The sequence below is a fragment of the Streptomyces spinoverrucosus genome (genome assembly GCF_015712165.1).
Lineage (GTDB): Bacteria > Actinomycetota > Actinomycetes > Streptomycetales > Streptomycetaceae > Streptomyces > Streptomyces spinoverrucosus_A.
Map to the genome: position 1 here is coordinate 6,093,330 of NZ_JADPZX010000001.1, position 24,855 is coordinate 6,118,184.

Here is a 24,855-nt window from a genome sequence, read left to right on the forward strand (position 1 = left end):
GGTCGTTCCTTTCTGTCGGCGTATCCGGGATACCTTCCCCGCGGGCGGCCCGACCGGATGTGGTGACGGGGTGGTGCAGCGGACCGTGGGCGGTGGCCGTCCCGCGGCGAAGCGGTCAGCGCTGCGCGAGCAGTGCCGTCAGGCCGCGCAGCACCGCCGACCGGCCGCGGTCCGGCACCGTCCGCAAGGGCTCGGCCCGCACGCCCCACCGGCGCAGCAGGACGTTGGCGGCCAGGAACCCGCTCGTCGCCGCCCGCTCCATGAGCGCGACCGGAAGCCCGGTGGCGACCATGTCACCCGCCACCACGACCGCCGGGTCCGCCGTCCGCACGCGCGGCCGGCGGTCGTAGCCGCCCACCTCGAACAGCGGGCAGTCCTTCCGCCACTCGTGGCGGGAGTCGATCACCTGCGCGTCGTGGGTCTCCGGATACACCCGGTGCAACTGGCTCACCAGCCGCTCCTGCACGTCCTTGCGGTCGGCTCCGGGCGGGACGGCGTAGGCGTGCAGTTCGACCACGGATCCACCGGTGCGCAGCGACCAGCGATGGGCCTCGCCCTCCCAGAGGTCGAGGAGACTGACGTTGTCCAGCTCCGCGTATCCGCTGGTGCCCAGGAACGCCGGGCGGTCGGGGCGCACCGGCCGGTCCAGCCAGAGCCGGGACACCAGGAAGGGCGGCGCGGTGCGCAGCCCGGCGACGCCTTCGCGCCAGGACCGGTCGACCAGGTCCGGTGACGCGGCCGCGACCTGCCGCAGGCCCGGCACGTCCATCGCCAGCACCACGGCGTCGTAGGACCGCGTCCGGCCCGCGACGGTCACACGCACCGTGCCGTCCGGGCCCGGGGCCACCGCATCCACGGGGCTGCCCGTCAGGATCGTCGCCCCGCGCTCCAGCAGATAGTCCCCGAGAGGCTCCCACAGCGCCTGGGGAAACGGTTCCCGCGGCACGTCGAACAGCAGCCCCTCGCTGGAGCCCAGGAAGTAGATGTGGAACATCAGCGCCAGTTCCGCCGCGGACAGTTCCCTCGGGTCCGCGAAGAAGCTGCGCGAGAACACCTCGAAGGCGAGATGCCGGGCGGCTGCCGGAAATCTGATGCGGGACAGGAAGTCGTGCGCGCTGATCCCGTCGAGCCGCCGGTAGGTCCCAGGCACGCGGACGTCCAGCAACGGCAGCGCGGACCGCGCATTCATGGCCATCAGGTCCCGCCATCCGAACGTCGGGCTCAGCGCGACGAAGCCCAGGGCGTTCAGCGGGGGAGTGCGCGGTACGCGGGCGAAGCTGTCGAGCGTCCCGGCGCTGTGGCGCAGCGGGTAGTCGCGCAGGGCGGTCAGGCCGTGCAGGCCCGGGTCGGTTCGCCGCAGCAGAGCGCGCAGGTTGTAGTACTGGCGGAAGAACGCGTGGAATCCGCGGGTCATGGTCGCCGACGACCCGTCGGCCAGCCGCACCTGCCACCCCGCCAGCCGCCCGCCCAGACCGCTCTCGCGCTCCAGCAGCGTCACCCGCGCCCCGCGCTCCGCCAGTACGGTGGCCGCCGCGAGCCCCGCGATCCCACCGCCGGCGACGGCGACCTCCGGCCCGACGCCCGCGAAGGCCGGCACACCCGTACGATCCGTCAGCAGGCGTGTCATGCGGTCCCGTCCGTGGCCTCCGTCCACGAAGCCCGCCCTCCGGCCCGTCATGCCCGTACCCCTCGCGTGCCGGGCACCCGCGCCACGAACGTGTGGGTGATCCCCGTCTGCCAGCCCGTCAGCGGAAGCGTTCGTACGTCCGTGAATCCCGCCCGCCGCAGGCGCGCCGCGAAGGCGCCCGCCGTGTCGAACTCGACGACGCTGCGCCAGAGGTGCTCGTACAGTGCGTCGTCCCCGGTGCGTCTGGCGACCGGGAGAACCAGGCACTTGCACACCGCCGTCCACACCGCACGGTGCACCGCCCGGCCGGTGAGGGTGTACTCGTGCACCGCGAGACGCCCACCCGGGACGAGCAGGTCCCGCACACCCGCGAGGACCTGGTCCGGGTCGGCGACATTGCGGAACAGGTACGCGGCGAACACGGCGTCGAACGGACCTGGGACCCCCGCCGCGGCCAGCCCCTCCGCCGGGGCGTGCACGAAGCGGACACGGGCCGACCAGTCCTTGGTGCGAGCCTTCGCGAGCATGCCCGCCGACGCGTCCACCGCGGTGATCCGGGCACGCGGCGCGACGGCGAGCAGGGCGGCCGTGGAGGCGCCGGTGCCGCAGCCCAGGTCGAGCAGTCGCACGCCGCTGCCGCCGTCGGGCAGGGCCAGTCGGCGGGCGGAGCGGCGCAACTGGCCGTGGTAGCCGGGGTTGGCGGCGACCATCCAGTCGTAGGACGGTGCCGCGTGGTCGAACGCGGCCGACAGTTCGCCATCGCGCAGGAGTGACATGGAGGTGCTCCTCGGTAGGTCGGCGCGGTGAGGCCGCGTCATGGTCCGGCCGGGCGCCGGGAAAGAAAGGGCAGTTCCAGGGCCGTGCGCAGCATCGGCCGCACCGGGGTGCGCAGCCCGACGGCGAAGTCCTCCAACGCGTTGGTCCGGCCGTCGAGGAAGCGCAGCAGGCGCTCCGCCGGCACCGTCTCGAACAGCCTGGTGAACAGGGCCGCGCCATCGACCCGTTGGCTGTCCAGGGCGCGCAGCAGAACGGCGTCCATGGCGAGCGCCCGCGCCCCGTGCGGGGCGGGCACGAGCGGCGTACGCCCATGCGCCAGCGCCGCCGCGATCGCCCGTGTGTGGCGCTGGGCGGCGGCGAACGAGTAGCCGGTCGCGGGACGCGTCGCCCCGCCCGCCACGCCGATGGGAAAGACGGACCTGCCCGTACGCCGCGGAAACCGGGCGTCGGTCATCGCGATGACCCCCTGCTCGACCGCCGTGACCTCGAAGTCCCCCAGACCGAGCACCTCGGTGGCGTAGTGCCCCAGCACCCGGTCGTAGGCGTCGTCGTCGAGGACCGTGCGGGAGAACTCCGTGTACTCGACCAGCGCCTCCCGCGGGCCCAGCGGCAGGACGTAGCCGAAGGCGAGCCCGTGCGGTGGCTGCGGGGTACGGAAGTCCATCAGATCGGCGATGTCCGGGTCGAAGGCCGGGCGGGAGGTGCGGACGAACCAGCCGCGGAAGTGCTGCAGAAGTGTGGTCCGGGCCGGTCCCGACTGCCCTGGTGGCCGGGAGTCGAACACCCAGCGGGCGGGGAGCCGCACGGGCGCACCATGGGCGTCGTGCCCGCACACCTCGGCGCCACCGGGAACGTCCCGCACGCTCTCGACCACGGCTTCGAGCCGACGACATCCGGACCGGGCCAGCTCCGCGCCGGCCCACGTCTCGAAGTCCCGCGACCTGATCATCTTGTAACGCAGCGAGCCGGGACGCGCCACCACGGCCCGGCCGTCCCGTCCCGTGACCCGCAGGCGGTCCCAGTCGGCGCGGACGACACCGTCGTACTCACCGCCCGCCGCCTCCCAGTAGCACCACGTCCGGGGCCCCGGACGCAACGCGCCCTGAGGGGCGTCGACGAGGGCGACCGTCAGGCGCCGACGGGTCTGCACCCGGGGCCCGGTGAGCCGCCGCGCCAGCGACAGTCCCGCGGCGCCGCCACCGATGACGACTACGTCTGCGTCCCGCACCCTGGCTCCCTTGCCGCCGTGCCGGTCATGACAATGGAGATTTCCGCGCCGGACAGACGCGCTGGCGCCTTCCGCCCGGACTCCGCCCTGCCGGGGCACGGAGTTCATGCGTTCGCACTGCCCCGCCTCCTCGGCCGGCAGCGGACGAGACGGTGCAGCCCGCGGCGCGTGTGACTCTTCACCGTGCCCAGGGGCCGGCCGGTGAGGTCGGCGATCTGTGCCTTCCGGGGGCCGTTCACATCTTTTTGACGTCGTCGACAGCTTGTTCTCAGGTTGAACGTCTAGCGTCGCGTTTCATCGATTCCTACCTTCCCGGTGGGAAAACCAGGGATTGCCGACGGGACGGACGACACACATGCGCACGCTGGTACTGCTCGCCCTCGCGGGCCTCGGAGCCCAACTCGTGGACGGCAGCCTCGGTATGGCATACGGAGTCACCTCCACGACCCTGCTTCTGGCCCTCGGCACCAACCCGGCCGCCGCGTCGGCCACGGTCCACCTCGCCGAGATCGGTACGACGCTGATGTCGGGCGCCGCGCACTGGCGCTTCGGGAACGTGGACTGGAAGGTCGTCGTGAGGATCGGCGTGCCGGGAGCGGTCGGCGCGTTCCTCGGCGCGACGGTCCTCTCGCGCCTGTCCACGGAGGTCGCCGAGCCGGTGATGGCGCTGATCCTGCTGGGGCTCGGCCTGTACGTGATGTCCCGCTTCACCTTCCGGGGCCTGCCGAAGGGAAACCTGGGCAAGCCGTTGCGGCGCCGTTTCCTGTCCCCGCTCGGCCTGGTCGCCGGTTTCCTGGACGCGACCGGGGGAGGCGGGTGGGGTCCGGTCGGAACGCCGGCCCTGCTGGCCGGCGGGCGGATGGAGCCGCGCAAGGTGATCGGCTCCATCGACACCAGCGAGTTCCTGGTCGCGGTCGCGGCGAGCCTGGGCTTCCTGTTCTCGCTGGGGTCCCAGGGCATCGACCTCACCTGGGTGGCCGCGTTCCTCCTGGGCGGGCTGGTCGCCGCCCCGATCGCGGCCTGGCTGGTCCGCCTGCTCCCGCCCCGGGTCCTCGGCTCGGCGGTCGGCGGCCTCATCGTCGTGACCAACGTCCGCACCCTCCTGCCCGGCGGGGTGAGCACGACGGCGTACGTCGTCCTGTACGCGCTGTGGGCGGCGGCGGTGGCGTACTCGATCCGCGCCCACCTGAAGGAGAGGGCGACGGAAACGGCACCCTCACCCCGCGAGGAGACCGTGCCGGTGCCGTGACCGACACGGTCGCCTATGGCTCAGGAGCCCTGCGCGATACGGGAGATGAAGCCGACCCAGGCCTCGGGGGAGAGGGTCAGCTGGGGGCCGGGGGTGTGCTTGGAGTCGCGTACGTGGATGGTGGTGGGGCAGGTGGCTACCTCGACGCAGTCGCCGGAACCGCTGCTGCTGTAGCTCGACTTGAACCAGGTCAGCTCGCTGGTGCTCATAAGGATCCTCGCATCCGCTGCAACAGGCTCACGGAGTCTTCGAGGGAGAGAGCCTGCACACGCATCCTGGCATATCGCCTCTGGAGCACGCTCACCACCTTCGAGTCAGAGATGAGCTGACCGCATTCGGGGCCCTCGATGTAGGCGAACCACTTGTTCTCGGGGGTCTCCAGCAACTGCATGGGGCCGTGGAGCCCGGCATGCGACTCCCGCACCAACGGCATGATCTGGATCTCGACGTTGCGCAGTGCGGACATCTCCAGTACGTGCTCGATGAGTTCCCGCGTGACGTCCACACCGCCCGTGCACCGCCGGAACAGGTGCTCCTCAAGGACGAAGCCGAACGCGGTGTTGGGCAGTTCCCGCAGTAGCCGCTGCCGTTCGGCGCGCGCTTGCCACTGGGCCTCGATCTGCTCGTCGGTCAGCGGCGGCCATTCGTCGACGAACAGCTGACGGGCGTAGGCCTCCGTCTGCAGCAACCCCGGAATCAGTCGGCACTCGTACGTGCACAGCGTGATCGCCGTCTTCTCCAGCCGCGCCCACCGCCGAAACCACGCCGCCAGACCAGGCTGCCGAGCCAGATGTTTCGCCGCCTTTTGGAGCGCCCCGGTATTCCCAAGCACCGGCTCCGACCGTTCCGGGAACGTCGGATCGGGCATCCGTCGCCCCAACTCCACCGAAGCCACCATGTGCTTGGAGAGCCCCACCAGGTCTCCGAACTCCTCCCGGCTCAGCCCCGCGTGCTCCCGCAACGCCTGAACGACCGCCCCGAACGTCCGCAGACTGTCCGATGATTCCGGCTCGCCACCCTGCCCCGTACCGCTCACGCCATAGCCCATGGCAGACACCTCCCGCGCATATGGTCACGGGCGGTCACAAGTACCGTCCAGCCCGTGACCGCGTACGCTCGCGCAGCGTACGCGCCGCCGACCTGGAGAATTGGCGTGCGCAGCCGCCAGATTGGGCGCATGACAGCGCCTTCCGCCCCACAAAACCCGGTTACCGTACGTGTGTTCACCCAGCGCCTGAGTGCAACGCCCCGAGGCGCACGCCTCGCCCGGTACCTCGCCCTGGATCAACTCCGCGCTTGGGGCGTCCCGTACGACTCCGACACCGCCCAGGCCACCGCAGTGATCGTCGCCGAACTCGCCGCCAACGCTGTCACGCACGGCCGCGTCCCCGGCAGGGACTTCGAGCTGCGTCTCTCCCTGGTGCCGGGCAGCGTCCGCGTCGAGGTCACCGACATCCGCACGGAACCCCGCCCCCAGGCTCCCGTCGCCGTACCCCCACCCCAGCCGCTGGCCGAAACGGGCCGTGGCATGCTCCTCGTCGACGCGCTGGCCGCCCGCTGGGAGGTGCTGGACCGGGAACCGCCACCCGGAAAGATCGTCCGCGCCGAGATCGACCTGTCGCGGCCGTAGAACATCGCCCGTCCGCTCACGAACACCCGAAAGCGATCATGCTTCTCTCACTCCTCCCGACGCGGCAGGGGCCGCGTTTCGCACTTCTGGAATCCGGCGTGACGCTCTTCGCCGCCCTCTGCTGGAAAGTGCTCGCTTTCGCGATGTACGCGGAGGGCTACGACCTCGACGAGAGCGCGCCGGTCCAGGTGACGGGCGACGAGGACATCGCGGCCCTGGCTCTGCTGTTCGGCCTGTCGGTCCCCGTGTCCGCTGGTGGGCTGGAGGATCTGACCCGGCGATCGTTGTTCGCCGCATGGCACACACCTTGCCCGCGCATGTCACGGTCAGTCACAAGCTCCCGGTGAACGTGCACCGGAACATGACTTGAAGTAGTCGCCTATCGTGTCGCCGGCCGCGTCCGTCCGGGGGATTCCTCCGCGCCTCGTTGTCACTGCGGCTTGACTCAGAGGCGCGTTGATCTGCCCGTTTACGTCAATTGGGGGGGCGTGCGGGAGCGCGCGATCCCGAGTTATCCACTGTGCGCGCCTCCCGTGTTCATTACTCAACGTGATCGATGTCCTGATACTCCTGTGCACAAGCCGTGACGCTGCGTGATGACGGCAGTTCTGTCGTGCCCGTCATTTCGTGAGTCGTCCTTCGCGTCCCAGGAAAAGCAGGAAAGAGGAAGATCATGCCGATCAAGGCGGCGAAAGCCCCGTCGGAGACCGATGCGCCGCAACAGGGTGAGCAGCAGGAACAGCTGCAGAGCCTCAGCACCGCCGCAGCGCGCAATCTGGCCACCACCACCAAGTCCGAACCCCAGATGCAGGGGATCAGCTCGCGCTGGCTGACCCGGATGCTGCCGTGGGTGAACGTGCCGGGCGCGGTCTACCGCGTCAACCGCCGGCTCTCCTACACCCTGGGCGACGGCCGGGTGTCCTTCGTGAAGACCGGCGCGAAAGTCCAGGTCGTGCCGGAGGAACTCGGCGAACTGCCATTGCTGCGCGGTTTCCAGGACGGCGGCGCGCTCGGCGCGCTGGCCGAGAAGTTCACGCAGAGGGAGTTCGAGCCGGGCCAGGTCATCGTGCAGGCGGGCCGCAAGGCGGACCACGTGTACCTGATCGCGCACGGCAAGGTGGAGAAGATCACCGAGGGGCCGTACGGCGACGAGGCGGTCCTCGGGCTGATGGCCGACGGGGACGCCTTCGGCGGCCATGTGCTCGCCGGGGCGGACAAGAAATGGGAGTTCACGGCTCGTGCCGCGACGCAGACGACGGTTCTCGCGCTGCCGATGTCGGCGTACAAGGCGGTCGCCGAGCGGCACCAGGCGCTGCGCGACCACGTGCGGCGGATCAGCTTGAACGGATACCAGAAGGTGAACAAGTCCGGCGAGGTGGACATCGAGCTGACCTCGGGGCACCGGGGCGAGGCGACGCTGACGCAGACCTTCGCCGACTACGAACTCACCCCGCGCGAATACGAGTTGAGTGTGGCTCAGACGGTGCTGCGGGTGCACAGCCGGGTCGCCGACCTCTACAACGAGCCGATGAACCAGACGCAGCAGCAGCTGCGGCTGACCATCGAGGCGCTGCGTGAGCGGCAGGAGTACGAGCTGGTCAACAACGAGGACTTCGGCATGCTCCACAACGCCGACTTCGACCAGCGCATCTCCACGTACTCCGGCCCGCCCACCCCCGACGACCTGGACGAGCTGCTGACCATGCGGCGCAAGACCCGCTGCCTGCTTGCCCACCCCAAGGCCATCGCCGCGTTCGGCCGGGAGTGCAACCGGCGGGGTATCTACTTCGGCGGCGTCGAACTGCACGGAAACCACCTGCCCGCCTGGCGTGGGGTGCCGCTGCTGCCGTGCAGCAAGATCCCGATCAGCAAGCAGGGCACGTCGTCGATCATCGCCATGCGCACGGGAGAGGACGACCAGGGCGTGATCGGCCTCTACCAGACGGGCATCCCGGACGAGGTGGAGCCCGGACTGAACGTGCGTTTCATGGGCATCGACGAGAAGGCGATCATTTCGTACCTGGTCAGCACCTACTACTCGGCGGCGGTGTTGGTGCCGGACGCGCTCGGCATCCTGGAGAACGTCGAGGTCGCCCGCACGAACGGGAGCTGACGACAGTGTCGTTGATCTCCCGGGCCACCGCGCCCGCGGCTGGCCACGACGTGGCGGAGCTGGTGCGCGGCCTGCTGTCGGCGGGTGCGGCCGCGTCGCCACACCCGCCGTCCGCCGCGAAGGCGTCGCGCGGACCACGGCTGCCGTCCGCCCCCACGGGGCTCGGCACGTCCGCCGCCCGGATCGGCCTCGGTCCCGGCGCATCGCGGGATCTCTCCGCCCGGACGGGCTCCGCCGCGGTTCCTGTGAACGCACCCTCCCTCCCGCTGCCGTCCCCGTCCCCGCCGTCGCCGTCCCGGGCGACCGCTCACCCGTCGGCGCCCGTGCTGCCGCCCGGCCCCACCGGGCAGGGCACGTCCGCCGCCCGCCTGAGCACCGCCGTGCGCCCCCGCACGGAGTCGGCCCCGGCGGACCCTCACCGCGAGCTCCACTGCCCGCCCGCCGTGCGCGACGACCCCGCCCTGGGCGAGACGGTCACCGAGCGGCTGGTCGAGTGGGCCGAGGAGATCGGTATCTACCCCGGCCAGCTCGACAAGATCCGCAAGGCGGACTTCGGACGGCTGATCATGCTCGCCCATCCCGAGTCGGACGACCCCGACCGGCTGCTGGCGGCAGCCAAGTGCGCGCTGTCGGAGTGGGCGGTGGACGACCACTACGTGGACGGTGAAGTGGAACGGGCCCGGCACGACCTGCTCGGGCAGCGCCTCGCGATCGCCCACTCCGTGATCGACCAGGCCCACTTGCCGCTCTCGTACGCACCCCGGCTGGAGGAGGTCGTCCGGGCGGACCCGGTCATGCGGGCCCTGCGCGACTCCCTCGACAACCTGGCCGGATACGCGACCACCACACAGGTGCGCCGGCTCCGCCACGAGCTGGCGATCATGTTCGTGGCCTACAACCAGGAAGGCGTGTGGCACACGGCGGGGCAGCGACCGCCGGTCTGGGAGTTCCTGATGCACCGGCACGAGAACAGCTTCGTGCCGTGCATGGTGCTTGTCGACGCCGTCGCCGGCTACGAGGTCCCGATGGCCGAGTTCTCCGACCCGCGGGTGCGCCGGGCGTTCACTATGGCCGGCTCGGCGAGCGTGATCGTCAACGACCTCTACTCCATGGGCAAGGAGGACCCGACGGACTTCAGCCTCCCCCGGCTGATCGCCGTCGAGGACGAGTGCTCCCTGGAAGAGGCCGTGGACCGCACGGTCGAGATCCACAACGAGCTGATGCACACCTTCGAGGCCGAAGCCGCCGTCCTGGCCGCCGCCGGCTCCCCGGAACTGCGCCGCTTCCTGGCCGGAACCTGGGCCTGGCTCGGCGGCAGCCGCGAGTGGCACGCGGGCAGCGCCCGCTACCACAGCGCCGCGGACGCCGTCTGAGCACGTCCCGTCACCCCCACCTCTCGAGTAAGGACCTCTCCTCCCATGTCCAAGATCTCCACCCAGATGGAAAGCATCGCCATGCACGACGTACTGCGCACCGACTACCAGAAGTCGGTCGCGGACTACTGGAACAAGGAGAAGGACCCCGTCAACATCCGCCTCGGAGAGGTCGACGGGCTCTACCACCACCACTACGGACTCGGCGACTGGGACCCGTCCGTCCTGACCGGCCCGAACGACACGCGTGAGCAGCGCATCATCGAGGAGCTGCACCGCCTGGAGACCGCCCAGGCCGAGGTGCTCCTCGACCACCTCGGCGACATCCGCCCGGACGACCGGCTGCTGGACGCCGGCTCCGGCCGCGGCGGCACCAGCTTCATGGCCCACGCCCGCTTCGGCTGTCACGTGGACGGCGTCAGCATCTCCGAGCAGCAGGTCGACTTCGCCAACGCCCAGGCGGCGCAGCGCAAAGTGACCGACAAGGTCCGCTTCCACTTCCGCAACATGCTGGACACCAGCATGGACTCCGGATCGCGCCGGGCCATCTGGACCAACGAGACGACGATGTACGTCGACCTGTTCGAACTCTTCGCGGAGTTCGCCCGCCTGCTGGAGTACGGCGGCCGGTACGTCTGCATCACCGGCTGCTCCAACGACGTGACCGGCATGCGGTCCAAGGCCGTCAGCAGGATCGACGAGCACTACACCTGCAACATCCACCCACGCAGCGAGTACTTCAAGGCGCTCGCCGCCAACAACCTGGTACCCATCCAGGTCGTCGACCTGACCCCGGACACCATCCCGTACTGGGAACTGCGCGCCAAGTCGTCCGTCGCCACCGGTATCGAGGACCCTTTCCTCGCGGCGTACAAGGAAGGCAGCTTCCACTACCTCCTCATCGCGGCCGACCGCATCTGACCCCCACCCGCCCTCACGGGAAGCAGCGGACGGAGCGCGGGCGCACACTGGAAGCAGAAGGCCAGGTGTCACGAGTCGATCGTGGAGGTGACCATGAGCAGGCTTGAAGAGCATGTCGACGTCGGAGTCCCGATCGACAAGGCCTGGGACAGCCTGCACCGGGTGGAGGACTACCCGCGCTTCGTGGCAGGACTGCGTGACGCCCGCGCGGAGGCGGGCGGCCGAGCCCATCTGGACGTCGAGGCCGGCGGCCGGACCCGGGAACTCGACGCCGAGCTGTCCGACCGCGGTGGGGAACGCGTGATGGAGTGGCACACCACGAGCGCCCCCGAGCTGACGGGGTCCTTCTCGCTGCAGCCGATCGACCGGAATCACACCCGGGTCCAGGCGAGGATCGAGTACGACGCCGCCGCCGTCCGTGAGACCTTCGGCGGACCGAAGGGATTCGCCCAGGTCAACGCGATCGAGCGGCTCGTCCGCAGCGATCTGGAGCAGTTCAAGGAGTACGTGGAACAAGGGCGGTAATTCCCCCTGCGCAGGTGTGCGCGGTCCATCACGATGATGGACCGCGCACACGTGTGTGATCAGCAGGGCTGCGTGGTGCGGCTGCGCGGGCCATTGACGCGCAAGCGGTTCGATTCTACGGTCCCGTTCGCAGTGACGATCGTTGTTCGATATCTAGAACAGGAGCGTTCACGTGAGCCGCAGAAGAACCGCACTCCTCGCCCTGCCCGCCGCCGCCCTGCTCGCCCTCGTCCCGAGCACGGCGAACGCCTACCCCAACCCCGGCCGGGTCACGGGCTCCGTCATCACCCACGACCCCTCCATGATCCGCACCTCGTCCGGGCAGTACCTGCTGTACGCCACCGGCGGCGGCATCGCCAACAAGACCTCCACCGACCGCATCGCCTTCAGTGCGGGCGCCGACGCCTTCTCCGCCCGCCCCGGCTGGTGGTCCCGCTACTCCTCCGTGCCGGAGGCCTGGGCGCCGGACCTCTCCTACCAGGGCGGCCGGTACCTGCTGTACTACTCGGTCTCGTCCTTCGGCTCCAACACCTCGGCCATCGGCCTCGCCACCTCCACGACCGGCCGCCCGGGCAGCTGGACCGACCAGGGGATCGTGTACTCCTCCGGCTCGTCCAGCGACTACAACGCCATCGACCCCAACCTCTTCGTCGACTCCGACGGCAAGTGGTGGCTGTCCTTCGGCAGTTGGTGGACCGGCATCAAGATGATCCAGCTCAGTCCCGCCACCGGGAAGCAGCTCTCCTCCAACACCACCCGGTACTCCCTGGCCTCCCGCCCCACCGGCACCAAGGCCGTCGAGGCGCCGTTCATCGTCAAACGCAACGGCTCCTACTACCTCTTCGCCTCGTACGACACCTGCTGCGCCGGCACCAGCTCCACGTACAAGGTCAAGGTCGGCCGTGCCACCAGCGTCACCGGGCCGTACTACGACAGGAACGGCGTCCCGATGACGAACAACGGAGGCACGCCCGTCCTCGAATCGCACGGCAGCGTCATCGGACCGGGCGGGCAGTCGATCATGAACGACGTCGACGGGGACCTGATCGTCTACCACTACTACGACGGCAACGACAACGGCACGCCCAAGCTCGGCATCAACCTTCTCAACTGGAGCAGCGGATGGCCCGTCGCGTACTGATGATGCTCGCCGCGCTGGTCTTCCTGCTCGGGCTGGGACAGTCCCCGGCGAGCGCGGCCTCGTTCTCGAACCCGGTCAAGTCCGTCAAGGGCGCCGACCCCTGGATCTCGTACCACAACGGCAACTACTACCTCATCAGCACCAGTTGGACCGACGCCATCACCATCCGCAAGTCCGCCACCCTCGCCGGGCTCGCCACCGCGCCCAGCGTGCAGGTGTGGAAGGGCGACGCGGCCTCCCGGTGCTGCAACGTCTGGGCTCCAGAGCTGCACTTCCTCAACGGGCGCTGGTACCTGTACTACGTCGCCGGCCAGAACGTCTCCGACTACATCCCGACCCAGCGCAGCCATGTGCTGGAAAGCGCCGGGTCCGACCCGATGGGGCCGTACACCTACCGCGGCCGGCTCAACTCCGCCTGGATGCTGGATCCGACCGTGGGCACCATCAACGGTCAGCTCTACCTCTTCGGCAGCGCGAGCGGCGGCACACAGAACCTCGTCGCCGCCCGGATGTCGAACCCGTACACCGTCAGCGGGCCCTTCTCGACCATCTCCACGCCCACCCACGACTGGGAACGACAGGGCGGCACGGTCAACGAGGGACCGGAGATCCTCCAACGGGGCGGGCGGACGTTCCTGATCTACTCCGCGAGCGGCTGCTGGACCCCCGACTACAAGCTGGGGCAGCTCGAACTCACCGGCTCCAACCCGCTCTCCGCCTCCTCCTGGACGAAGAAGTCCACACCCGTCTTCCAACGCAGCGACGGAAACGGCGTGTACGGACCCGGCCACAACGGTTTCTTCACCTCGCCGGACGGCAGCGAGAGCTGGATCGTCTACCACGCCAACGACAACGCGAGCGAGGGCTGCGACAACGGCCGTACCACCCGGGCACAGAGGTTCACCTGGAACGCCGACGGCACGCCGGACTTCGGCACGCCGGTAAGGCTCGGAGCCTCCCTCGCCGGGCCCTCCGGGGAACCGTCCAGCACCTCGACGACGTACACGGCCGTGAACCGCAACAGTGGCAAGTGCCTTGACGTGGCGGGGAGTTCTACGGCCGACGGAGCGAACGTCCAGCAGTGGACGTGCAGCGGCGGCAACAACCAGAAATGGCGTCTGGAGGACCTCGGGGACGACACCCACCGCCTGGTCAACGTGGCCACCGGCAAGGTACTCGACACCGAGAACTGCTCCTCCGCCGACGGCGCCGACCTGCGCCAGTGGTCCTGGCTGAACAACACCTGCCAGCGCTTCCGCTTCATCGCGACCGACGGTGGCTACGTCCGCATCGTCAACCAGTCCACCGGCAAGGTCGCCGACGTCGCCAACTGCTCCACGGCGGACGGGGCGGACGTACGCCAGTGGACGTGGCTGAACAACGACTGCCAACAGTGGCGCTTGAACCCGGCTTAGCTGCAGCGCCCCAAAGGGGCGCGGGGCTGTATCAATATGCGGCTCCGCCGCGCGGGCGCGACCAGCCACATGAGTTCCCGCAGTCGCACACACAGCACTCCCCACGGCGAGAACGCGCTACCCCGCCTGCCCCATCCCCGCCGCGTTCGGCCAGTTGGTCGCCCCCGGCCAGCCGGTCGCCGAGGCCGGGGACAGGCCGCCCGGGGGCACCGGGGCGCCCGGGCCCGTGGCGCCCCGGACCTGGGCCGCGGTGAGCCCGCCGCGTGCCGGGACGCCCGGCGGGGTGGGAGCGGGGGCCGGCTGGGGGAACGCCTGGGCCACCGCGGGCTGGGGCATCGCGGGCTGGGGCATCGCCGGCTGCGGGACCTGCTGGGGCATCGCCGGCTGCGGTATCTGCTGCGGCACCTGCGGCTGCGGGAACGTCTGGGGCGCCGGTGCCGGTACCGGCGCCGCCGCCGGCATCGGCACGCCGGCGCCGACCGCACCAACGGGACCGGCGGCCGCGACGGCCTGAGCGGCAAGGCCCTGCACGCCGGCCCCGTTGGTGGCACTGACCAACCGGTCCACCGCCGCCGTACCCGAGCTGTAGCTGGTCCCGGTGCCCAGCTCGGGCACGGCGGCTCCCCTCCTGGTCCCGTAGAGCACCTGTTCCAGGCCGGACACCAGGCGACGCACGTCCACCTGGGGGCGCACCACGAGCCGCAGGAAGCGGCTGGAGGATCCGATCTTGTTGCCGCACTCACGGACCAGGATCCGGTGCTCGGTGAGCAACCGGTCCCGGACCACGGTGCCCTCGGCGCCCACGGGGAGACGCACGAAGAGGAAGTTTCCCTGCGAGGGGTAGACCGTCAGACCCGGCAGGGCCGAGAGCTGGCTGGCCATCTCCAGGCGGTCGCGGCGGACCTGCTGGAGGCTCTGCGCGTATTCCTGGCCGTGCTCCTTCAGCATGAACACCACGTGCTCGGCGAAGGAGTTGAGGTTCCACTTGGGCAGCATGGAGCGCACCCGGCCCGCGAGCGCCGGGTTGGCCACCAGATAGCCGAAGCGGATGCCGTGCAGGCCGAAGTTCTTGCCCAGGCTGCGCAGGACGACGACGTTGGGGCGGATCATCGCCTCCTGTACGACGCTGGGTTCGGCCTCGGCGTCCGCGAACTCCAGGAACGACTCGTCGATGACGACCAGGTCCCGGTCCGCCATCGCGTCCATGAACTGCACGATCGCGTGCTTGTGCAGAAAGCCGCCGTCGGGGTTGTTGGGGTTGCAGATCACGGCGACCCGGGTGCCGCGGGCGCGGATGAACTCGGCGTACTGGGCGAGGTCCAGGGCGAAGCCGCTGGACTCCTGGAGCGGGAACATGTCGACCCGCTTGCCGGTCTCCATGGGCTGGTCGGTCCAGCGGCCGAAGGTGGGGACGGGGATGGCGAGGGACTCCCGGACGAGCAGGTGGTCGATCCAGGTGATCAGCTCGGTCGAGCCGTTGCCCATCGCGACGGCCTGCGGCGGGAGTTGGAGGAGGTTGCACAGCTCGGCCGTGATCGTGTCGGCGCTGCTGGGGTAGTACGTGACGATGTCCCGCAGCTTGCCCGCCATGTCGTCGAACATCGCCGGGGTCGGGAAGTACGGGTTGCAGGGAATGCAGAAGTCGATCGGACCGGCCCCGTCGCCGCCCTCGCGGGTCAGAGCCGCCATCGACGGGCTGTGCGCCGCCGTGCTGCGGAACAGCGAGGTGACGTTCTCAGCCATGGAACCTCCGTGTGGGGCGGACCCGGTGGGGACGATCGGGTCCGTCGTCTTTGGGTGGCCCGCGCGGGGGAGCACGGGCCGTCCATAGATACGGATGCCTGTGAGGCGCTGTTCAATCCTTGTGAATTTGTTGGGAAGTTGTGAAGCCCCTGTGGTTTGGCTCCCTATACATCGGAGCTTTGAACTCGGCCGGTCTGTACCTTTCCTTTGACATCTCGCCGAACTAGCGCATCGATCACATGGACTTGGAACCTTGACGCCCTGAAACCTCCAATGTTCACTGCACATGACAAGTCGACCCGAAGAGGGTGATCATGGTGCAGAGAGTCCTGCGGTCCTTACCGCTGCTGGCCCTCCTCGCGGGGCTGCTGGCCGGAGGGACCGCCTCGCCCGCATCCGCCGCGCCCACGGACGCCGCCTTCGACCAGGCCGCCGGTGCGCTGAACGTCGATCGCGCGGCCTACCTCTCCAAGCACGACATCGTCTACAACCAGCCCAACACCAACCCCGCCCACGGCCTGACCGTGGGCAACGGCCGTACCGGTGCGATGGTCTGGCAGCAGAACGGCCTGACCATGCAGACGTCCGGTGTCGATCTGTCCGAGCAGTCGGCGTACGCCGCGGGGCGGGTGAACCTGGCGACCACGCCGGCGATGGACACCGGTTACACCGACTACCAGCAGCGGCTGTCGCTGTATGACGGCACGCTGGTGACCAGGTACGACAGCAACCGCACGGTGACCGTGCTGGGTTCGCCGGACTCCGAGGTCATGGGCATCCATGTGGACGACACCCGCAGCGGCGTGTCCGATGTGTCGTTCACGCTCAGCATGTGGGACCCGGCCACGGTGACCAACATCGCGGACGTGCCCGATCTGAACACCTGGAAGACCATCTCCACCTTCGCCGATGCGGGCGTGGCCGGTCTGAGCCGGGGGCAGGCGGATCCGCACGGGTTCGGCTACACCCTCGCCGCCACCGTCGAGGGGGCGAGTTACACCCCCCAGGTCGTCGATGCGCGCACGGTGCGGGTGACCATCACCCCGACCTCCAGCTACACCATCTGGTTCACCGCGGCGAGCCGGATCAACGCGCCGAACAAGGACTCGGTGGCGCAGGCCCGCAGTCAGCTCAGCGCGGTCAAGTCGACGGGCTACGCCACCACGCTGAACAACTACAAGGACTGGTGGCACGCGTTCTGGGCGAAGTCGTTCGTGCAGTACTCCGGCCTGTCCGGGGACGCCGACTACCTGGAGAACGTCTACTACCTGTCGACCTACATGATCGCGGCAGGCGGCTTCGGCAACTACCCCTCCCACTTCATCAACGGCGTCTTCCGGGCCACGGAGGACCAGTCGAAGTGGAGCTACCGGAATTCATTCGCAGTGCATCGGCCTTCAGGCCGGTGGTGAAGCGAATCTGATGGTGGCGACGCGGAGCGTCGCGGAATCAGGTCCGGCGGAGCGGGACACCGCAGTTCTTCGCCTGCGGTGCGGAGCATCACGAGGCGGCGTCCCGGCGGAGCCGGGCAGTGCTCATACCGGCCGGTTCTGCTGTTCGATGTACTGCTTGACCACGGTCAGCGGTGCGCCGCCGACGGTGCCGGCGAAGTAGGACCCGGACCAGAGTTTGTTGGCCCGCCAGTAGTGCCGTACCAGGTCGGGGAACTCCTGGCGCAGGCGGCGGGAGGAGACACCCTTGAGGGAGTTGACCAGCTTGGTCACGGCGACCTTGGGCGGGAAGTTCACCAGCAGATGGACGTGGTTGTTCTCGCCGTTGAACTCCACCAGCTCGCACTCGAAGTCCGTACACACCGACCGCATGATCTCCTCCATGCGCCTCAAGTGGGCATCGGTGAACACCTTGTGCCGGAACTTGGTCACGAAGACCAAGTGGACGTGCATCACGAAAACACAGTGCCTACCAGTTCTGATCTTCTGCATCTCGCCCATAATCCAAGTATGTATCGTGGCCGTCATGCAGCTCAGGTACGCCTTCAGGTTGTACCCGGACACCGGCCAGCAGAGGGCGTTGGCGAAGGCGTTCGGGTGCGCCCGCGTCGTCTTCAACGACGCGGTCCGCGCCCGTGAAGACGCCCGCAAGGCCCAGCAGCCGTTCCCGAAGATCGGCGAGCTGTCCACCCGCCTGATCACCCAGGCCAAGGGGACGGTGGAGCGCTCCTGGCTGGGCGAGGTCTCCGCGGTCGTCCTCCAGCAGTCTTTGCGCGACGCCGAGACTGCGTACCGCAACTTCTTCGCCTCCCTCAAGGGCACCCGCAAGGGCCCCAAGACCGGTCCGCCCCGTTTCAAGTCCCGCAAGGACGCGAGGCAGTCGATCCGGTTCACCGCCAACGCCCGCTGGAACATCACCGACAGCGGCCGTCTGAACCTGCCGAAGATCGGCGCGGTGAAGGTGAAGTGGTCCCGCACGCTGCCCTCCACCCCCACCTCCGTCACCGTCTTCAAGGATGCGGCCGGCAGGTTCTTCGCCTCCTTCGTCATCGACACCGACCCCGCCCCCGACGCGACACGGATGCCCGAAACCGACCGCACCATCGGCATCGATCTCGGCCTGACCCACTTCGCGGTCCTGTCCGACGGCACGAAAATCGACTCTCCGCGCTTCCTGCGCCGCGCGGAGAAGAAGCTGAAGAAGACCCAGCAGGAGCTGTCCCGCAAGCAGAAAGGAAGCAAGAACCGCGCCAAGGCCCGCCTGAAGGTCGCCCGCGCCCACACCAAGGTCGCCGACGCCCGCCGAGAGTTCCATCACCAGCTCTCCACGAAGCTGATCTCCGAGAACCAAGGGATCGCCGTGGAGGACCTGTCGGTAGCGGGACTGGCCCGCACGAAGCTGGCCAAGTCCGTGCATGACGCCGGATGGGCGTCGTTCATCAGCATGCTGGAGTACAAGGCAGAACGGTACGGCCGCACCCTGGTCAAGATCGGCCGGTTCGAACCGACCTCCCAGACCTGCTCCACCTGCGGCGCCGTGGACGGACCCAAACCCCTGAACATCCGGGAATGGACCTGTACCGCCTGCGGCACCGTCCACGACCGGGACACCAACGCCGCGATCAACGTGAAGACGGCCGCCGGACTGGCGGTATCGGCCTGCGGAGCGCCGGTAAGACCGGGAGCAATCCCGGCACAGCGCGAAGAAACAGGAAGCCACGGATTCCCGACCGAACCCCGTGCCGCGTAGCAGCACAGCAACGGAACGGAAGGCCAGAATCCTCGGGCTTCAGCCCGAGGTGCAAGTCAATGGTACTGGAACCAGAGAGACGTCTATCTGTCGTTCCTGGCCGCCAACCAGCGGGAGCTGATCGACCGTCACAACAACCTGTACCACCGCAACTACGCGGCCCTGAAGTCGTACACCCAGACCAGATACGGCGTGGACGGACTCTGGGTCCCGGAGACCATGGGCTGGGACGGCAACGCGCGGGGCACGATCAACAGCGACTACACCAAGAACGTGCTGTCCACCGGCTACGAGGCCGCGTACAGCATGTACCTGCGCTACCGGTACACCGATGACACGGAGTACCTGCGCAACGTCGCCTATCCGTTCATGCGGGAGACCGCGAAGTTCTACTCGGCGATGCTCACGCGCGACCCGGCGACCGGCAAGTACCACATGGCCAACTCCAACTCGCACGAGACGTACTGGAATGTGCGGGACGCGATCACCGACCTGGCCGCGGTGCGCAGCATCTTCCCGCTCACCATCCAGGTGAGCCGGCAACTCGGCGTCGACGAGGGGTTGCGCGGAACCTGGCAGACGGTGCTCGACAACCTCACGCCCTTCGTGGTGGAGAACGGCGCCTACCAGCCGCACCAGCCGCCGATCGCGCAGACCCGCAACAACGAGAACGTCTCCAGCGAACTGATCTGGCCCTACGACCTGACCGGCATCGGCGCCCCGGACCACCAGACGGCCGTCAACACCTGGAACCAGCGGCCCTTCCCCTACGGCAACGTCTGGGCCAACGACGCGGTGCAGGCCGCCCGGCTGGGCCTCGGCAACGAGGCCTACCAGGGCATGAAGACCATGCTGCAGAAGTACCAGAACTACCCCAACGGCATGACGAACAACACCAACGGGGTCTTCGAGTACCTGGGCGTGCACCTCACCGCGCTCAACGAGTCACTGCTGCAGAGCTACAACGACAGGATCCGGGTCTTCCCCGGCGTGCCGGGCGACTCCTCGTTCGTCGGCAGGTTCACGCTGCTGGCGAAGGACGGCTTCCAGATCAGCTCGGAGCGCGAGGCCGGCGAGGTCAAGTACGTCGGAGTCAAGAGCCTCTACGGCAAGCAGGCCACCGTGGTCAATCCGTGGAACGGCCAGCAGGTGCAGGTCCGCCGGGTCTCGGACGGCGCGATCGTCACCGGCGGCACCGGCACGGAACTCACCTTCAGCACGACCGCGAACACCGTCTACGTGGTCGAGCGCACCGCCAAGCCGCTGAGCTCCTACGCCTCCACCCGGCTGACCGGCACCGCCAACCAGGGCCAGAAGTCCCTCAGCGGCACCGCCTCCACGCTCGGCAGCAACAAGGGGCAGACCCCGGAGGGCGCCATCAGCCTGCGCGCGGTGGCCAACAACCAGTACGTCACGGCCGCCAACGCCGGCGCCGACCCGCTGATCGCCAACCGCACGGCCGTGGGCACCTGGGAGCGGTTCGACCGGATCGACCTCGGCGGCGGCAACATCGCCCTGAAGTCATGGGCGAACGGCAAGTACGTCACCGCCGAGGCCGCGGGTGCCGAGCCGCTGATCGCCAACCGGGACGCGATCGGGGCGTGGGAGACCTTCCAGACGGTCCAGAACCCCGACGGCACCCTCAGTCTCAGGGCGCAGGCGAACGGCAAGTACGTCTGCGCCGAGGCCGCGGGTGCCGAGCCGCTCATCGCCAACCGGGACGCGATCGGGCCGTGGGAGAAGTTTCAGGTGAGCACCGGGTGACACGCGGACCGGCGGGCGCATTGCGCCGCCCGCCGGTTCCGCCACCGGGTCGTCCGGGTCAGGCGGAGAACGAGTGCACCGTCGTCGTGCGGTACGTCTGCCCCGGCCGCAGCACCGTCGACGGGAACGACGGCTTGTTCGGCGAGTCCGGGAAGTGCTGCGTCTCCAGGCACAGCCCGTCGCCCTGCCGGTAGACGGTGCCGCCGGAGCCGACGAGGGTGCCGTCGAGGAAGTTGCCGGAGTAGAACTGCAGGCCCGGCTCGGTGGTCGCGATCTTCAGGGTGCGCCCGGAGGACGGGTCCCGGAGCGTGGCGATGTGCTCGGGACGGGTGGTGAGGCCCTTGTCGAGGACCCAGTTGTGGTCGATGCCCTTGCCGTACAGCAACTGCTGGTGCGGTACGCGGATGTCCTCGCCGACGGTCTTGGTGCGCCGGAAGTCGAAGGGCGTGCCCGAGACCCGCGCCAGTTCGCCCGTGGGGATCAGCCCCGAGTCGACTGGCGTGTAGCGGGAGGCGGCGATGGACAGCTCGTGGTCGTAGATCGTGCCGCTCGACTCGCCGGCCAGGTTCCAGTAGACGTGGCTGGTGAGGTTGACGACGGTGGCCTTGTCGGTGGTGGCCTCGTAGTCGATGCGCCAGTCGCCGCGCCGGGTGAGGGTGTAGGTGACCTTGGTCTTCAGCGTGCCGGGGTAGCCCATCTCGCCGTCGACGCCGGTGTAGTACAGGTACAGGCCGACGTCCGAGCCCTTGGTGAACGGCTCGACGTCCCACACGACCTTGTCGAAGCCCTTGGCGCCGCCGTGCAGGCTGTTCTCGCCGTCGTTGACGGAGAGCTGGTAGGCCTTGCCGTCCAGGGTGAAGCGGCCCTTGCCGATGCGGTTGCCGTACCGGCCGATCAGGGCGCCGAAGTACGGGCTGGAGGCGACGTAGTCCTCGATGGTGTCGAAGCCGAGGGAGACGTTGGCGTAGCGCCCGCGCCGGTCCGGGACTTCGAGGGACTGCACGATCCCGCCGTAGGAGAGGACCTTCAGCCGGGTGCCGCCGTTCTGAAGCGCCCAGCTGTACACCTTCGTACCGTCGGCGAGCTTCCCGAAGAGTTCCTTCACCGGCTTCCTGTCTCCTGTGGCATGTGCGGTGCCGATGGTCGACGCGGCGGCAAGCCCCGCCGCCGCGGCTCCGGCGATGACTGTGCGTCTGTTCAGTTCCATCTAGCGGCTCCAATGGGAGGAGTTGAAGACGCCGCTCAGGGCAGCGCCCCAAAGGGGCGCGGGGCTGTATCCATATGCGGCTCCGCCGCGCGGGCGCGACCAGCGACAACGGGCCCGCAGTTACCCACGACCTGAGCGACCCGTGCTCTACGAACCGACCTTGCGCTTGTTCCACACGTCGAACCCGACCGCCGCCAACAGCACAAGCCCCTTGATGACCTGCTGCCAGTCCGTGCCGATGCCGACGAGGTTCATACCGTTGTTCAGCACGCCCAGAACCAGACCACCGATGATCGCGCCGAGGACCGTGCCGACACCGCCGCTCATCGACGCGCCGCCGATGAACGAGGCCGCGATCGCCTCCAGCTCGAAGTTGAGGCCGGCCTTGGGCGAGGCCGCGTTGAAGCGGGCGGCGAAGACCAGACCCGCCAGGGCAGCGAGCATGCCCATGTTCAGGAAGACCAGGAAGGTGACCTTCTTGTCCTTCACACCCGACAGCTTGGCCGCGGGCAGGTTGCCGCCGATCGCGTAGATGTGGCGGCCGATGATCGCGTTGCGCATGACGTAGCCGAAGCCGACGAGCAGCACACCCAGGATGAGCAGCACGATCGGGGCGCCCTTGTAGCTGGCCAGCAGCAGCGTCAGCGTGAGGATGGCGGCGCCGAGCGCGACCAGCTTCAGCAGGAACAGGTTGAACGGCGGCACATCCAGCGAGAACTCCTGCTGGCGGCGGCGGTCGCGGAACTCCTGGAGGACCACGAACGCGATCATCGCGAAGCCCAGCAGCAGCGTGAGGTTGTGGTAGTTGGTGTTCGGGCCGACCTCCGGCAGGAAGCCGTTGGCGACCTTCTGCAGACCCTCCGGGAACGGGCCGAGCGTCTGGCCCTCCAGGAAGATCTCGGTCAGACCACGGAAGATCAGCATGCCCGCGAGGGTCACGATGAAGGATGGTATGCCGCCGTAGGCGATGAAGAAGCCTTGGACCGCGCCCGCGATCGCGCCCACCGCCAGGCACAGGATCACGGCGACCGGCCATGGCAGATCGTTCTTGACCATGAACACGGCTGCCATCGAGCCGATGAACGCCGTCAGCGAGCCGACCGACAGGTCGATGTGGCCCGCGATGATCACCAGCATCATGCCCATCGCAAGGATGAGGATGTAGCTGTTCTGCAGCACCAGGTTGGAGACGTTGCGCGGCAGCAGCAGGTCGCCGTCGGTCCACACGGCGAACAGCACCACGATCAGGCCGAGGGCGACCAGCATGCCGTACTGCCGCATGTTGCGGCGCATCCCGTCCAGCACCAGCTGGAGCAGACCGTCACCCGCGCCTGCTCCGCCCTTGCCCGGCGGCGCGGGGGCCGGGGTCTTGGCGGTCACATCCGTGCTCATCGCGTTACCTCTTTGTCCTTCGTCATCTGACGCATCAGCGTTTCCTGTGAGGCCTCGGCCCGCGAGAACTCACCGGTCAGCCGGCCCGCGGCCATCGTGTAGATGCGGTCGCACATGCCGAGCAGCTCCGGCAGCTCGGAGGAGATGAAGACGACCGCCTTGCCCTGGGCGGCCAGTTGGTCGATGACCGTGTAGATCTCGTACTTGGCGCCGATGTCGATGCCGCGCGTCGGCTCGTCCAGGATCAGCACATCCGGACCCGCGAAGATCCACTTGCTGAGGACGACCTTCTGCTGGTTGCCGCCGGACAGCTTGCCCACCGGCTCGAAGACGGTCGGCGCCTTGATGTTCATGGACTTGCGGAAGCCCTCGGCGACCTGCCGCTCCCCGTGCTCGTCGACCACGCCCCGCTTGGCGACCTTGCCCAGCGCGCTGAGCGAGATGTTGCGGTTGATGGTGTCGATGAGGTTCAGGCCGTAGTGCTTGCGGTCCTCGGTGACGTACGCGATGCCGTTCCTGACCGCCTCGGGGACGGATTTCGTGCGGATCTCCCTGCCGTCCTTGAGGACCGTGCCGCCCGCGTACCGGCCGTACGTCCGGCCGAAGACGCTCATCGCCAGCTCGGTGCGGCCGGCGCCCATGAGGCCCGCGATCCCGACGATCTCCCCGCGCCGCACCGACAGCGACACATCGTCGACCACCTTGCGCTGCTGGTCGATCGGGTGGTGCACGGTCCAGTTGCGGATCTCCAGGGCGGGCGCGGAGCCCTCCTCCGGCTCGTGCGGGGTGCGCTCCGGAAAGCGGTGCTCCAGGTCGCGGCCGACCATGCCGCTGATGATCCGGTCCTCGGTGGTCTCCGGCGCCTTCACATCGAGCGTCTCGATGGTGCGCCCGTCGCGCAGGATCGTCACCGAGTCGGCGACCTTGCGGATCTCGTTGAGCTTGTGGGAGATGATGATCGAGGTGATGCCCTGCTTCTTCAACTCCAGGATCAGATCCAGGAGTTTGCCGCTGTCCTCGTCGTTCAGGGCCGCGGTCGGCTCATCCAGGATGAGCAGCTTCACCTTCTTCGACAGCGCCTTCGCGATCTCCACCAGCTGCTGCTTGCCCACGCCGATGTCGGCGACGCGGGTGTCGGGGTGGTCGCTGAGACCGACCCGCCGCAGCAACTCGGTGGCGTGTCGCAGGGTCTCCCGCCAGTCGATGAACCCGCCCTTGGCGTGCTCGTTGCCGAGGAAGATGTTCTCCGCGAGGGAGAGGAACGGCGACAGCGCCAGCTCCTGGTGGATGATGACGATGCCACGCTGCTCGCTCGCCCGGATGTCCTTGAACTCGCAGACCTCCCCTTCGAAGAGGATGTCCCCCTCGTAGGTGCCGTGCGGGTGGACGCCGGAGAGGACCTTCATCAAGGTCGACTTGCCGGCGCCGTTCTCCCCGCAGATGGCGTGGACCTCGCCCTGCTGGACGGTCAGTGTGACGTCCGACAGCGCCTTGACGCCGGGAAAGGTCTTGACGATCGAGCGCATTTCCAGGACGGGTCCCGCCATGG

The 24,855-nt window shown here is 68.7% G+C and carries 22 protein-coding genes and 1 pseudogene; 12 read left to right on the top strand and 11 right to left on the bottom strand.

Annotated elements, in window-relative coordinates:
- Nucleotides 1–115: 115 nt before the first annotated feature.
- From I2W78_RS27685 to I2W78_RS40765, 4 genes and pseudogenes are all read right to left on the bottom strand, one after another.
- Nucleotides 116–1,627, bottom strand: coding sequence for an NAD(P)/FAD-dependent oxidoreductase (locus I2W78_RS27685; RefSeq protein WP_230885609.1), 1,512 nt, complete (start codon nucleotides 1,625–1,627; stop codon nucleotides 116–118).
- Nucleotides 1,628–1,674: 47 nt separating this feature from the next.
- Nucleotides 1,675–2,403, bottom strand: a complete 729-nt coding sequence (locus I2W78_RS27690; RefSeq protein WP_196462966.1) for a class I SAM-dependent methyltransferase — start codon at nucleotides 2,401–2,403, stop codon at nucleotides 1,675–1,677.
- Between the two features lie 38 nt (nucleotides 2,404–2,441).
- The gene (locus I2W78_RS27695) at nucleotides 2,442–3,632 is read right to left on the bottom strand and encodes a lycopene cyclase family protein (RefSeq protein WP_196462967.1); all 1,191 of its coding nucleotides are present in this window, start codon (nucleotides 3,630–3,632) and stop codon (nucleotides 2,442–2,444) included.
- A 104-nt stretch (nucleotides 3,633–3,736) separates the two neighbouring features.
- A pseudogene (locus I2W78_RS40765) lies at nucleotides 3,737–3,856 on the bottom strand (RNA polymerase subunit sigma-24); the annotation flags it as partial.
- Nucleotides 3,857–3,987: 131 nt separating this feature from the next.
- On the opposite strand from I2W78_RS40765, the gene I2W78_RS27700 reads away from it, so the two are divergent.
- Nucleotides 3,988–4,881, top strand: coding sequence for a sulfite exporter TauE/SafE family protein (locus tag I2W78_RS27700; protein ID WP_196462968.1), 894 nt, complete (start codon nucleotides 3,988–3,990; stop codon nucleotides 4,879–4,881).
- Nucleotides 4,882–4,901: 20 nt separating this feature from the next.
- On the opposite strand, the gene I2W78_RS27705 is transcribed toward I2W78_RS27700, so the two are convergent.
- Nucleotides 4,902–5,090, bottom strand: coding sequence for a DUF397 domain-containing protein (locus I2W78_RS27705; RefSeq protein WP_196462969.1), 189 nt, complete (start codon nucleotides 5,088–5,090; stop codon nucleotides 4,902–4,904).
- Nucleotides 5,087–5,929 carry a helix-turn-helix domain-containing protein gene (locus tag I2W78_RS27710; RefSeq protein WP_196462970.1) on the bottom strand — a complete coding sequence of 281 codons (843 nt, stop codon included), beginning with the start codon at nucleotides 5,927–5,929 and terminating at the stop codon, nucleotides 5,087–5,089. Before I2W78_RS27710 ends, I2W78_RS27705 begins: the two co-directional genes overlap by 4 nt.
- Before the next feature lie 129 nt (nucleotides 5,930–6,058).
- Between I2W78_RS27710 and I2W78_RS27715 the strand changes: the two genes are divergently transcribed.
- The 8 genes from I2W78_RS27715 to I2W78_RS27750 all read left to right on the top strand — a co-directional run bounded on the left by I2W78_RS27715 (nucleotide 6,059) and on the right by I2W78_RS27750 (nucleotide 13,999).
- On the top strand, nucleotides 6,059–6,511 hold the full coding sequence (locus I2W78_RS27715; protein WP_196462971.1) for an ATP-binding protein: 453 nt from the start codon (nucleotides 6,059–6,061) through the stop codon (nucleotides 6,509–6,511).
- 98 nt (nucleotides 6,512–6,609) lie between these two features.
- A complete protein-coding gene (locus tag I2W78_RS27720) occupies nucleotides 6,610–6,858 on the top strand; it encodes a hypothetical protein (protein ID WP_196462972.1) in 249 nt (82 codons plus the stop codon).
- Between the two features lie 326 nt (nucleotides 6,859–7,184).
- On the top strand, nucleotides 7,185–8,624 hold the full coding sequence (locus I2W78_RS27725; protein ID WP_196462973.1) for a family 2B encapsulin nanocompartment shell protein: 1,440 nt from the start codon (nucleotides 7,185–7,187) through the stop codon (nucleotides 8,622–8,624).
- Nucleotides 8,625–8,629: 5 nt separating this feature from the next.
- Nucleotides 8,630–9,997: a family 2 encapsulin nanocompartment cargo protein terpene cyclase gene (locus I2W78_RS27730; RefSeq protein ID WP_196462974.1), complete on the top strand. Its 1,368-nt coding sequence runs from the start codon at nucleotides 8,630–8,632 to the stop codon at nucleotides 9,995–9,997.
- A gap of 45 nt (nucleotides 9,998–10,042) precedes the next feature.
- Nucleotides 10,043–10,918 (top strand): geranyl diphosphate 2-C-methyltransferase, encoded by an 876-nt coding sequence (locus I2W78_RS27735; RefSeq protein ID WP_230885610.1) that lies wholly within the window; start codon nucleotides 10,043–10,045, stop codon nucleotides 10,916–10,918.
- Between the two features lie 93 nt (nucleotides 10,919–11,011).
- Nucleotides 11,012–11,443 (top strand): SRPBCC family protein, encoded by a 432-nt coding sequence (locus I2W78_RS27740; protein WP_196462975.1) that lies wholly within the window; start codon nucleotides 11,012–11,014, stop codon nucleotides 11,441–11,443.
- A gap of 172 nt (nucleotides 11,444–11,615) precedes the next feature.
- Nucleotides 11,616–12,584: an arabinan endo-1,5-alpha-L-arabinosidase gene (locus I2W78_RS27745; RefSeq protein WP_196462976.1), complete on the top strand. Its 969-nt coding sequence runs from the start codon at nucleotides 11,616–11,618 to the stop codon at nucleotides 12,582–12,584.
- Nucleotides 12,566–13,999, top strand: a complete 1,434-nt coding sequence (locus I2W78_RS27750; RefSeq protein WP_196462977.1) for a family 43 glycosylhydrolase — start codon at nucleotides 12,566–12,568, stop codon at nucleotides 13,997–13,999. Before I2W78_RS27745 ends, I2W78_RS27750 begins: the two co-directional genes overlap by 19 nt.
- Before the next feature lie 117 nt (nucleotides 14,000–14,116).
- On the opposite strand, the gene I2W78_RS27755 is transcribed toward I2W78_RS27750, so the two are convergent.
- On the bottom strand, nucleotides 14,117–15,742 hold the full coding sequence (locus I2W78_RS27755; RefSeq protein WP_196462978.1) for a pyridoxal phosphate-dependent aminotransferase: 1,626 nt from the start codon (nucleotides 15,740–15,742) through the stop codon (nucleotides 14,117–14,119).
- 314 nt (nucleotides 15,743–16,056) lie between these two features.
- Here I2W78_RS27755 and I2W78_RS27760 point away from each other — a divergent pair, with 314 nt between their 5' ends.
- Entirely contained in the window at nucleotides 16,057–17,154 is a 1,098-nt protein-coding gene (locus I2W78_RS27760; RefSeq protein ID WP_196462979.1) for a DUF5703 domain-containing protein, read from the top strand.
- Nucleotides 17,155–17,277: 123 nt separating this feature from the next.
- On the opposite strand, the gene tnpA is transcribed toward I2W78_RS27760, so the two are convergent.
- Entirely contained in the window at nucleotides 17,278–17,694 is a 417-nt protein-coding gene (gene tnpA / locus I2W78_RS27765) for an IS200/IS605 family transposase (protein ID WP_196458430.1), read from the bottom strand.
- 25 nt (nucleotides 17,695–17,719) lie between these two features.
- Here tnpA and I2W78_RS27770 point away from each other — a divergent pair, with 25 nt between their 5' ends.
- Together I2W78_RS27770 and I2W78_RS27775 are read left to right on the top strand one after the other, a co-directional pair.
- Nucleotides 17,720–18,943 carry an RNA-guided endonuclease InsQ/TnpB family protein gene (locus I2W78_RS27770; protein ID WP_196462980.1) on the top strand — a complete coding sequence of 408 codons (1,224 nt, stop codon included), beginning with the start codon at nucleotides 17,720–17,722 and terminating at the stop codon, nucleotides 18,941–18,943.
- Between the two features lie 138 nt (nucleotides 18,944–19,081).
- Nucleotides 19,082–20,707 carry a fascin domain-containing protein gene (locus tag I2W78_RS27775; RefSeq protein ID WP_374222732.1) on the top strand — a complete coding sequence of 542 codons (1,626 nt, stop codon included), beginning with the start codon at nucleotides 19,082–19,084 and terminating at the stop codon, nucleotides 20,705–20,707.
- 58 nt (nucleotides 20,708–20,765) lie between these two features.
- On the opposite strand, the gene I2W78_RS27780 is transcribed toward I2W78_RS27775, so the two are convergent.
- From I2W78_RS27780 to mmsA, 3 genes are all read right to left on the bottom strand, one after another.
- Nucleotides 20,766–21,914 carry an aldose epimerase family protein gene (locus I2W78_RS27780; protein WP_196462982.1) on the bottom strand — a complete coding sequence of 383 codons (1,149 nt, stop codon included), beginning with the start codon at nucleotides 21,912–21,914 and terminating at the stop codon, nucleotides 20,766–20,768.
- A gap of 147 nt (nucleotides 21,915–22,061) precedes the next feature.
- Nucleotides 22,062–23,306 (bottom strand): multiple monosaccharide ABC transporter permease, encoded by a 1,245-nt coding sequence (gene mmsB, locus I2W78_RS27785; RefSeq protein ID WP_196462983.1) that lies wholly within the window; start codon nucleotides 23,304–23,306, stop codon nucleotides 22,062–22,064.
- Nucleotides 23,303–24,853, bottom strand: coding sequence for a multiple monosaccharide ABC transporter ATP-binding protein (gene mmsA / locus I2W78_RS27790; RefSeq protein WP_196462984.1), 1,551 nt, complete (start codon nucleotides 24,851–24,853; stop codon nucleotides 23,303–23,305). The genes mmsB and mmsA overlap by 4 nt, the downstream gene beginning before the upstream one ends.
- Between the last annotated feature and the right edge of the window lie 2 nt (nucleotides 24,854–24,855).

What these genes read in the sequence shown, in the direction of transcription:
- I2W78_RS27685 (WP_230885609.1), bottom strand. Translation starts at nt 1,627, where the DNA reads ATGACACGCCTGCTGACGGATCGTACGGGTGTGCCGGCCTTCGCGGGC.
- I2W78_RS27690 (WP_196462966.1), bottom strand. Translation starts at nt 2,403, where the DNA reads ATGTCACTCCTGCGCGATGGCGAACTGTCGGCCGCGTTCGACCACGCG.
- I2W78_RS27700 (WP_196462968.1), top strand. Translation starts at nt 3,988, where the DNA reads ATGCGCACGCTGGTACTGCTCGCCCTCGCGGGCCTCGGAGCCCAACTC.
- I2W78_RS27705 (WP_196462969.1), bottom strand. Translation starts at nt 5,090, where the DNA reads ATGAGCACCAGCGAGCTGACCTGGTTCAAGTCGAGCTACAGCAGCAGC.
- I2W78_RS27710 (WP_196462970.1), bottom strand. Translation starts at nt 5,929, where the DNA reads ATGGGCTATGGCGTGAGCGGTACGGGGCAGGGTGGCGAGCCGGAATCA.
- I2W78_RS27715 (WP_196462971.1), top strand. Translation starts at nt 6,059, where the DNA reads ATGACAGCGCCTTCCGCCCCACAAAACCCGGTTACCGTACGTGTGTTC.
- I2W78_RS27725 (WP_196462973.1), top strand. Translation starts at nt 7,185, where the DNA reads ATGCCGATCAAGGCGGCGAAAGCCCCGTCGGAGACCGATGCGCCGCAA.
- I2W78_RS27735 (WP_230885610.1), top strand. Translation starts at nt 10,043, where the DNA reads ATGTCCAAGATCTCCACCCAGATGGAAAGCATCGCCATGCACGACGTA.
- I2W78_RS27740 (WP_196462975.1), top strand. Translation starts at nt 11,012, where the DNA reads ATGAGCAGGCTTGAAGAGCATGTCGACGTCGGAGTCCCGATCGACAAG.
- I2W78_RS27750 (WP_196462977.1), top strand. Translation starts at nt 12,566, where the DNA reads ATGGCCCGTCGCGTACTGATGATGCTCGCCGCGCTGGTCTTCCTGCTC.
- I2W78_RS27755 (WP_196462978.1), bottom strand. Translation starts at nt 15,742, where the DNA reads ATGGCTGAGAACGTCACCTCGCTGTTCCGCAGCACGGCGGCGCACAGC.
- I2W78_RS27760 (WP_196462979.1), top strand. Translation starts at nt 16,057, where the DNA reads ATGGTGCAGAGAGTCCTGCGGTCCTTACCGCTGCTGGCCCTCCTCGCG.
- tnpA (WP_196458430.1), bottom strand. Translation starts at nt 17,694, where the DNA reads ATGGGCGAGATGCAGAAGATCAGAACTGGTAGGCACTGTGTTTTCGTG.
- I2W78_RS27770 (WP_196462980.1), top strand. Translation starts at nt 17,720, where the DNA reads ATGCAGCTCAGGTACGCCTTCAGGTTGTACCCGGACACCGGCCAGCAG.
- I2W78_RS27780 (WP_196462982.1), bottom strand. Translation starts at nt 21,914, where the DNA reads ATGGAACTGAACAGACGCACAGTCATCGCCGGAGCCGCGGCGGCGGGG.
- mmsB (WP_196462983.1), bottom strand. Translation starts at nt 23,306, where the DNA reads ATGAGCACGGATGTGACCGCCAAGACCCCGGCCCCCGCGCCGCCGGGC.
- mmsA (WP_196462984.1), bottom strand. Translation starts at nt 24,853, where the DNA reads ATGGCGGGACCCGTCCTGGAAATGCGCTCGATCGTCAAGACCTTTCCC.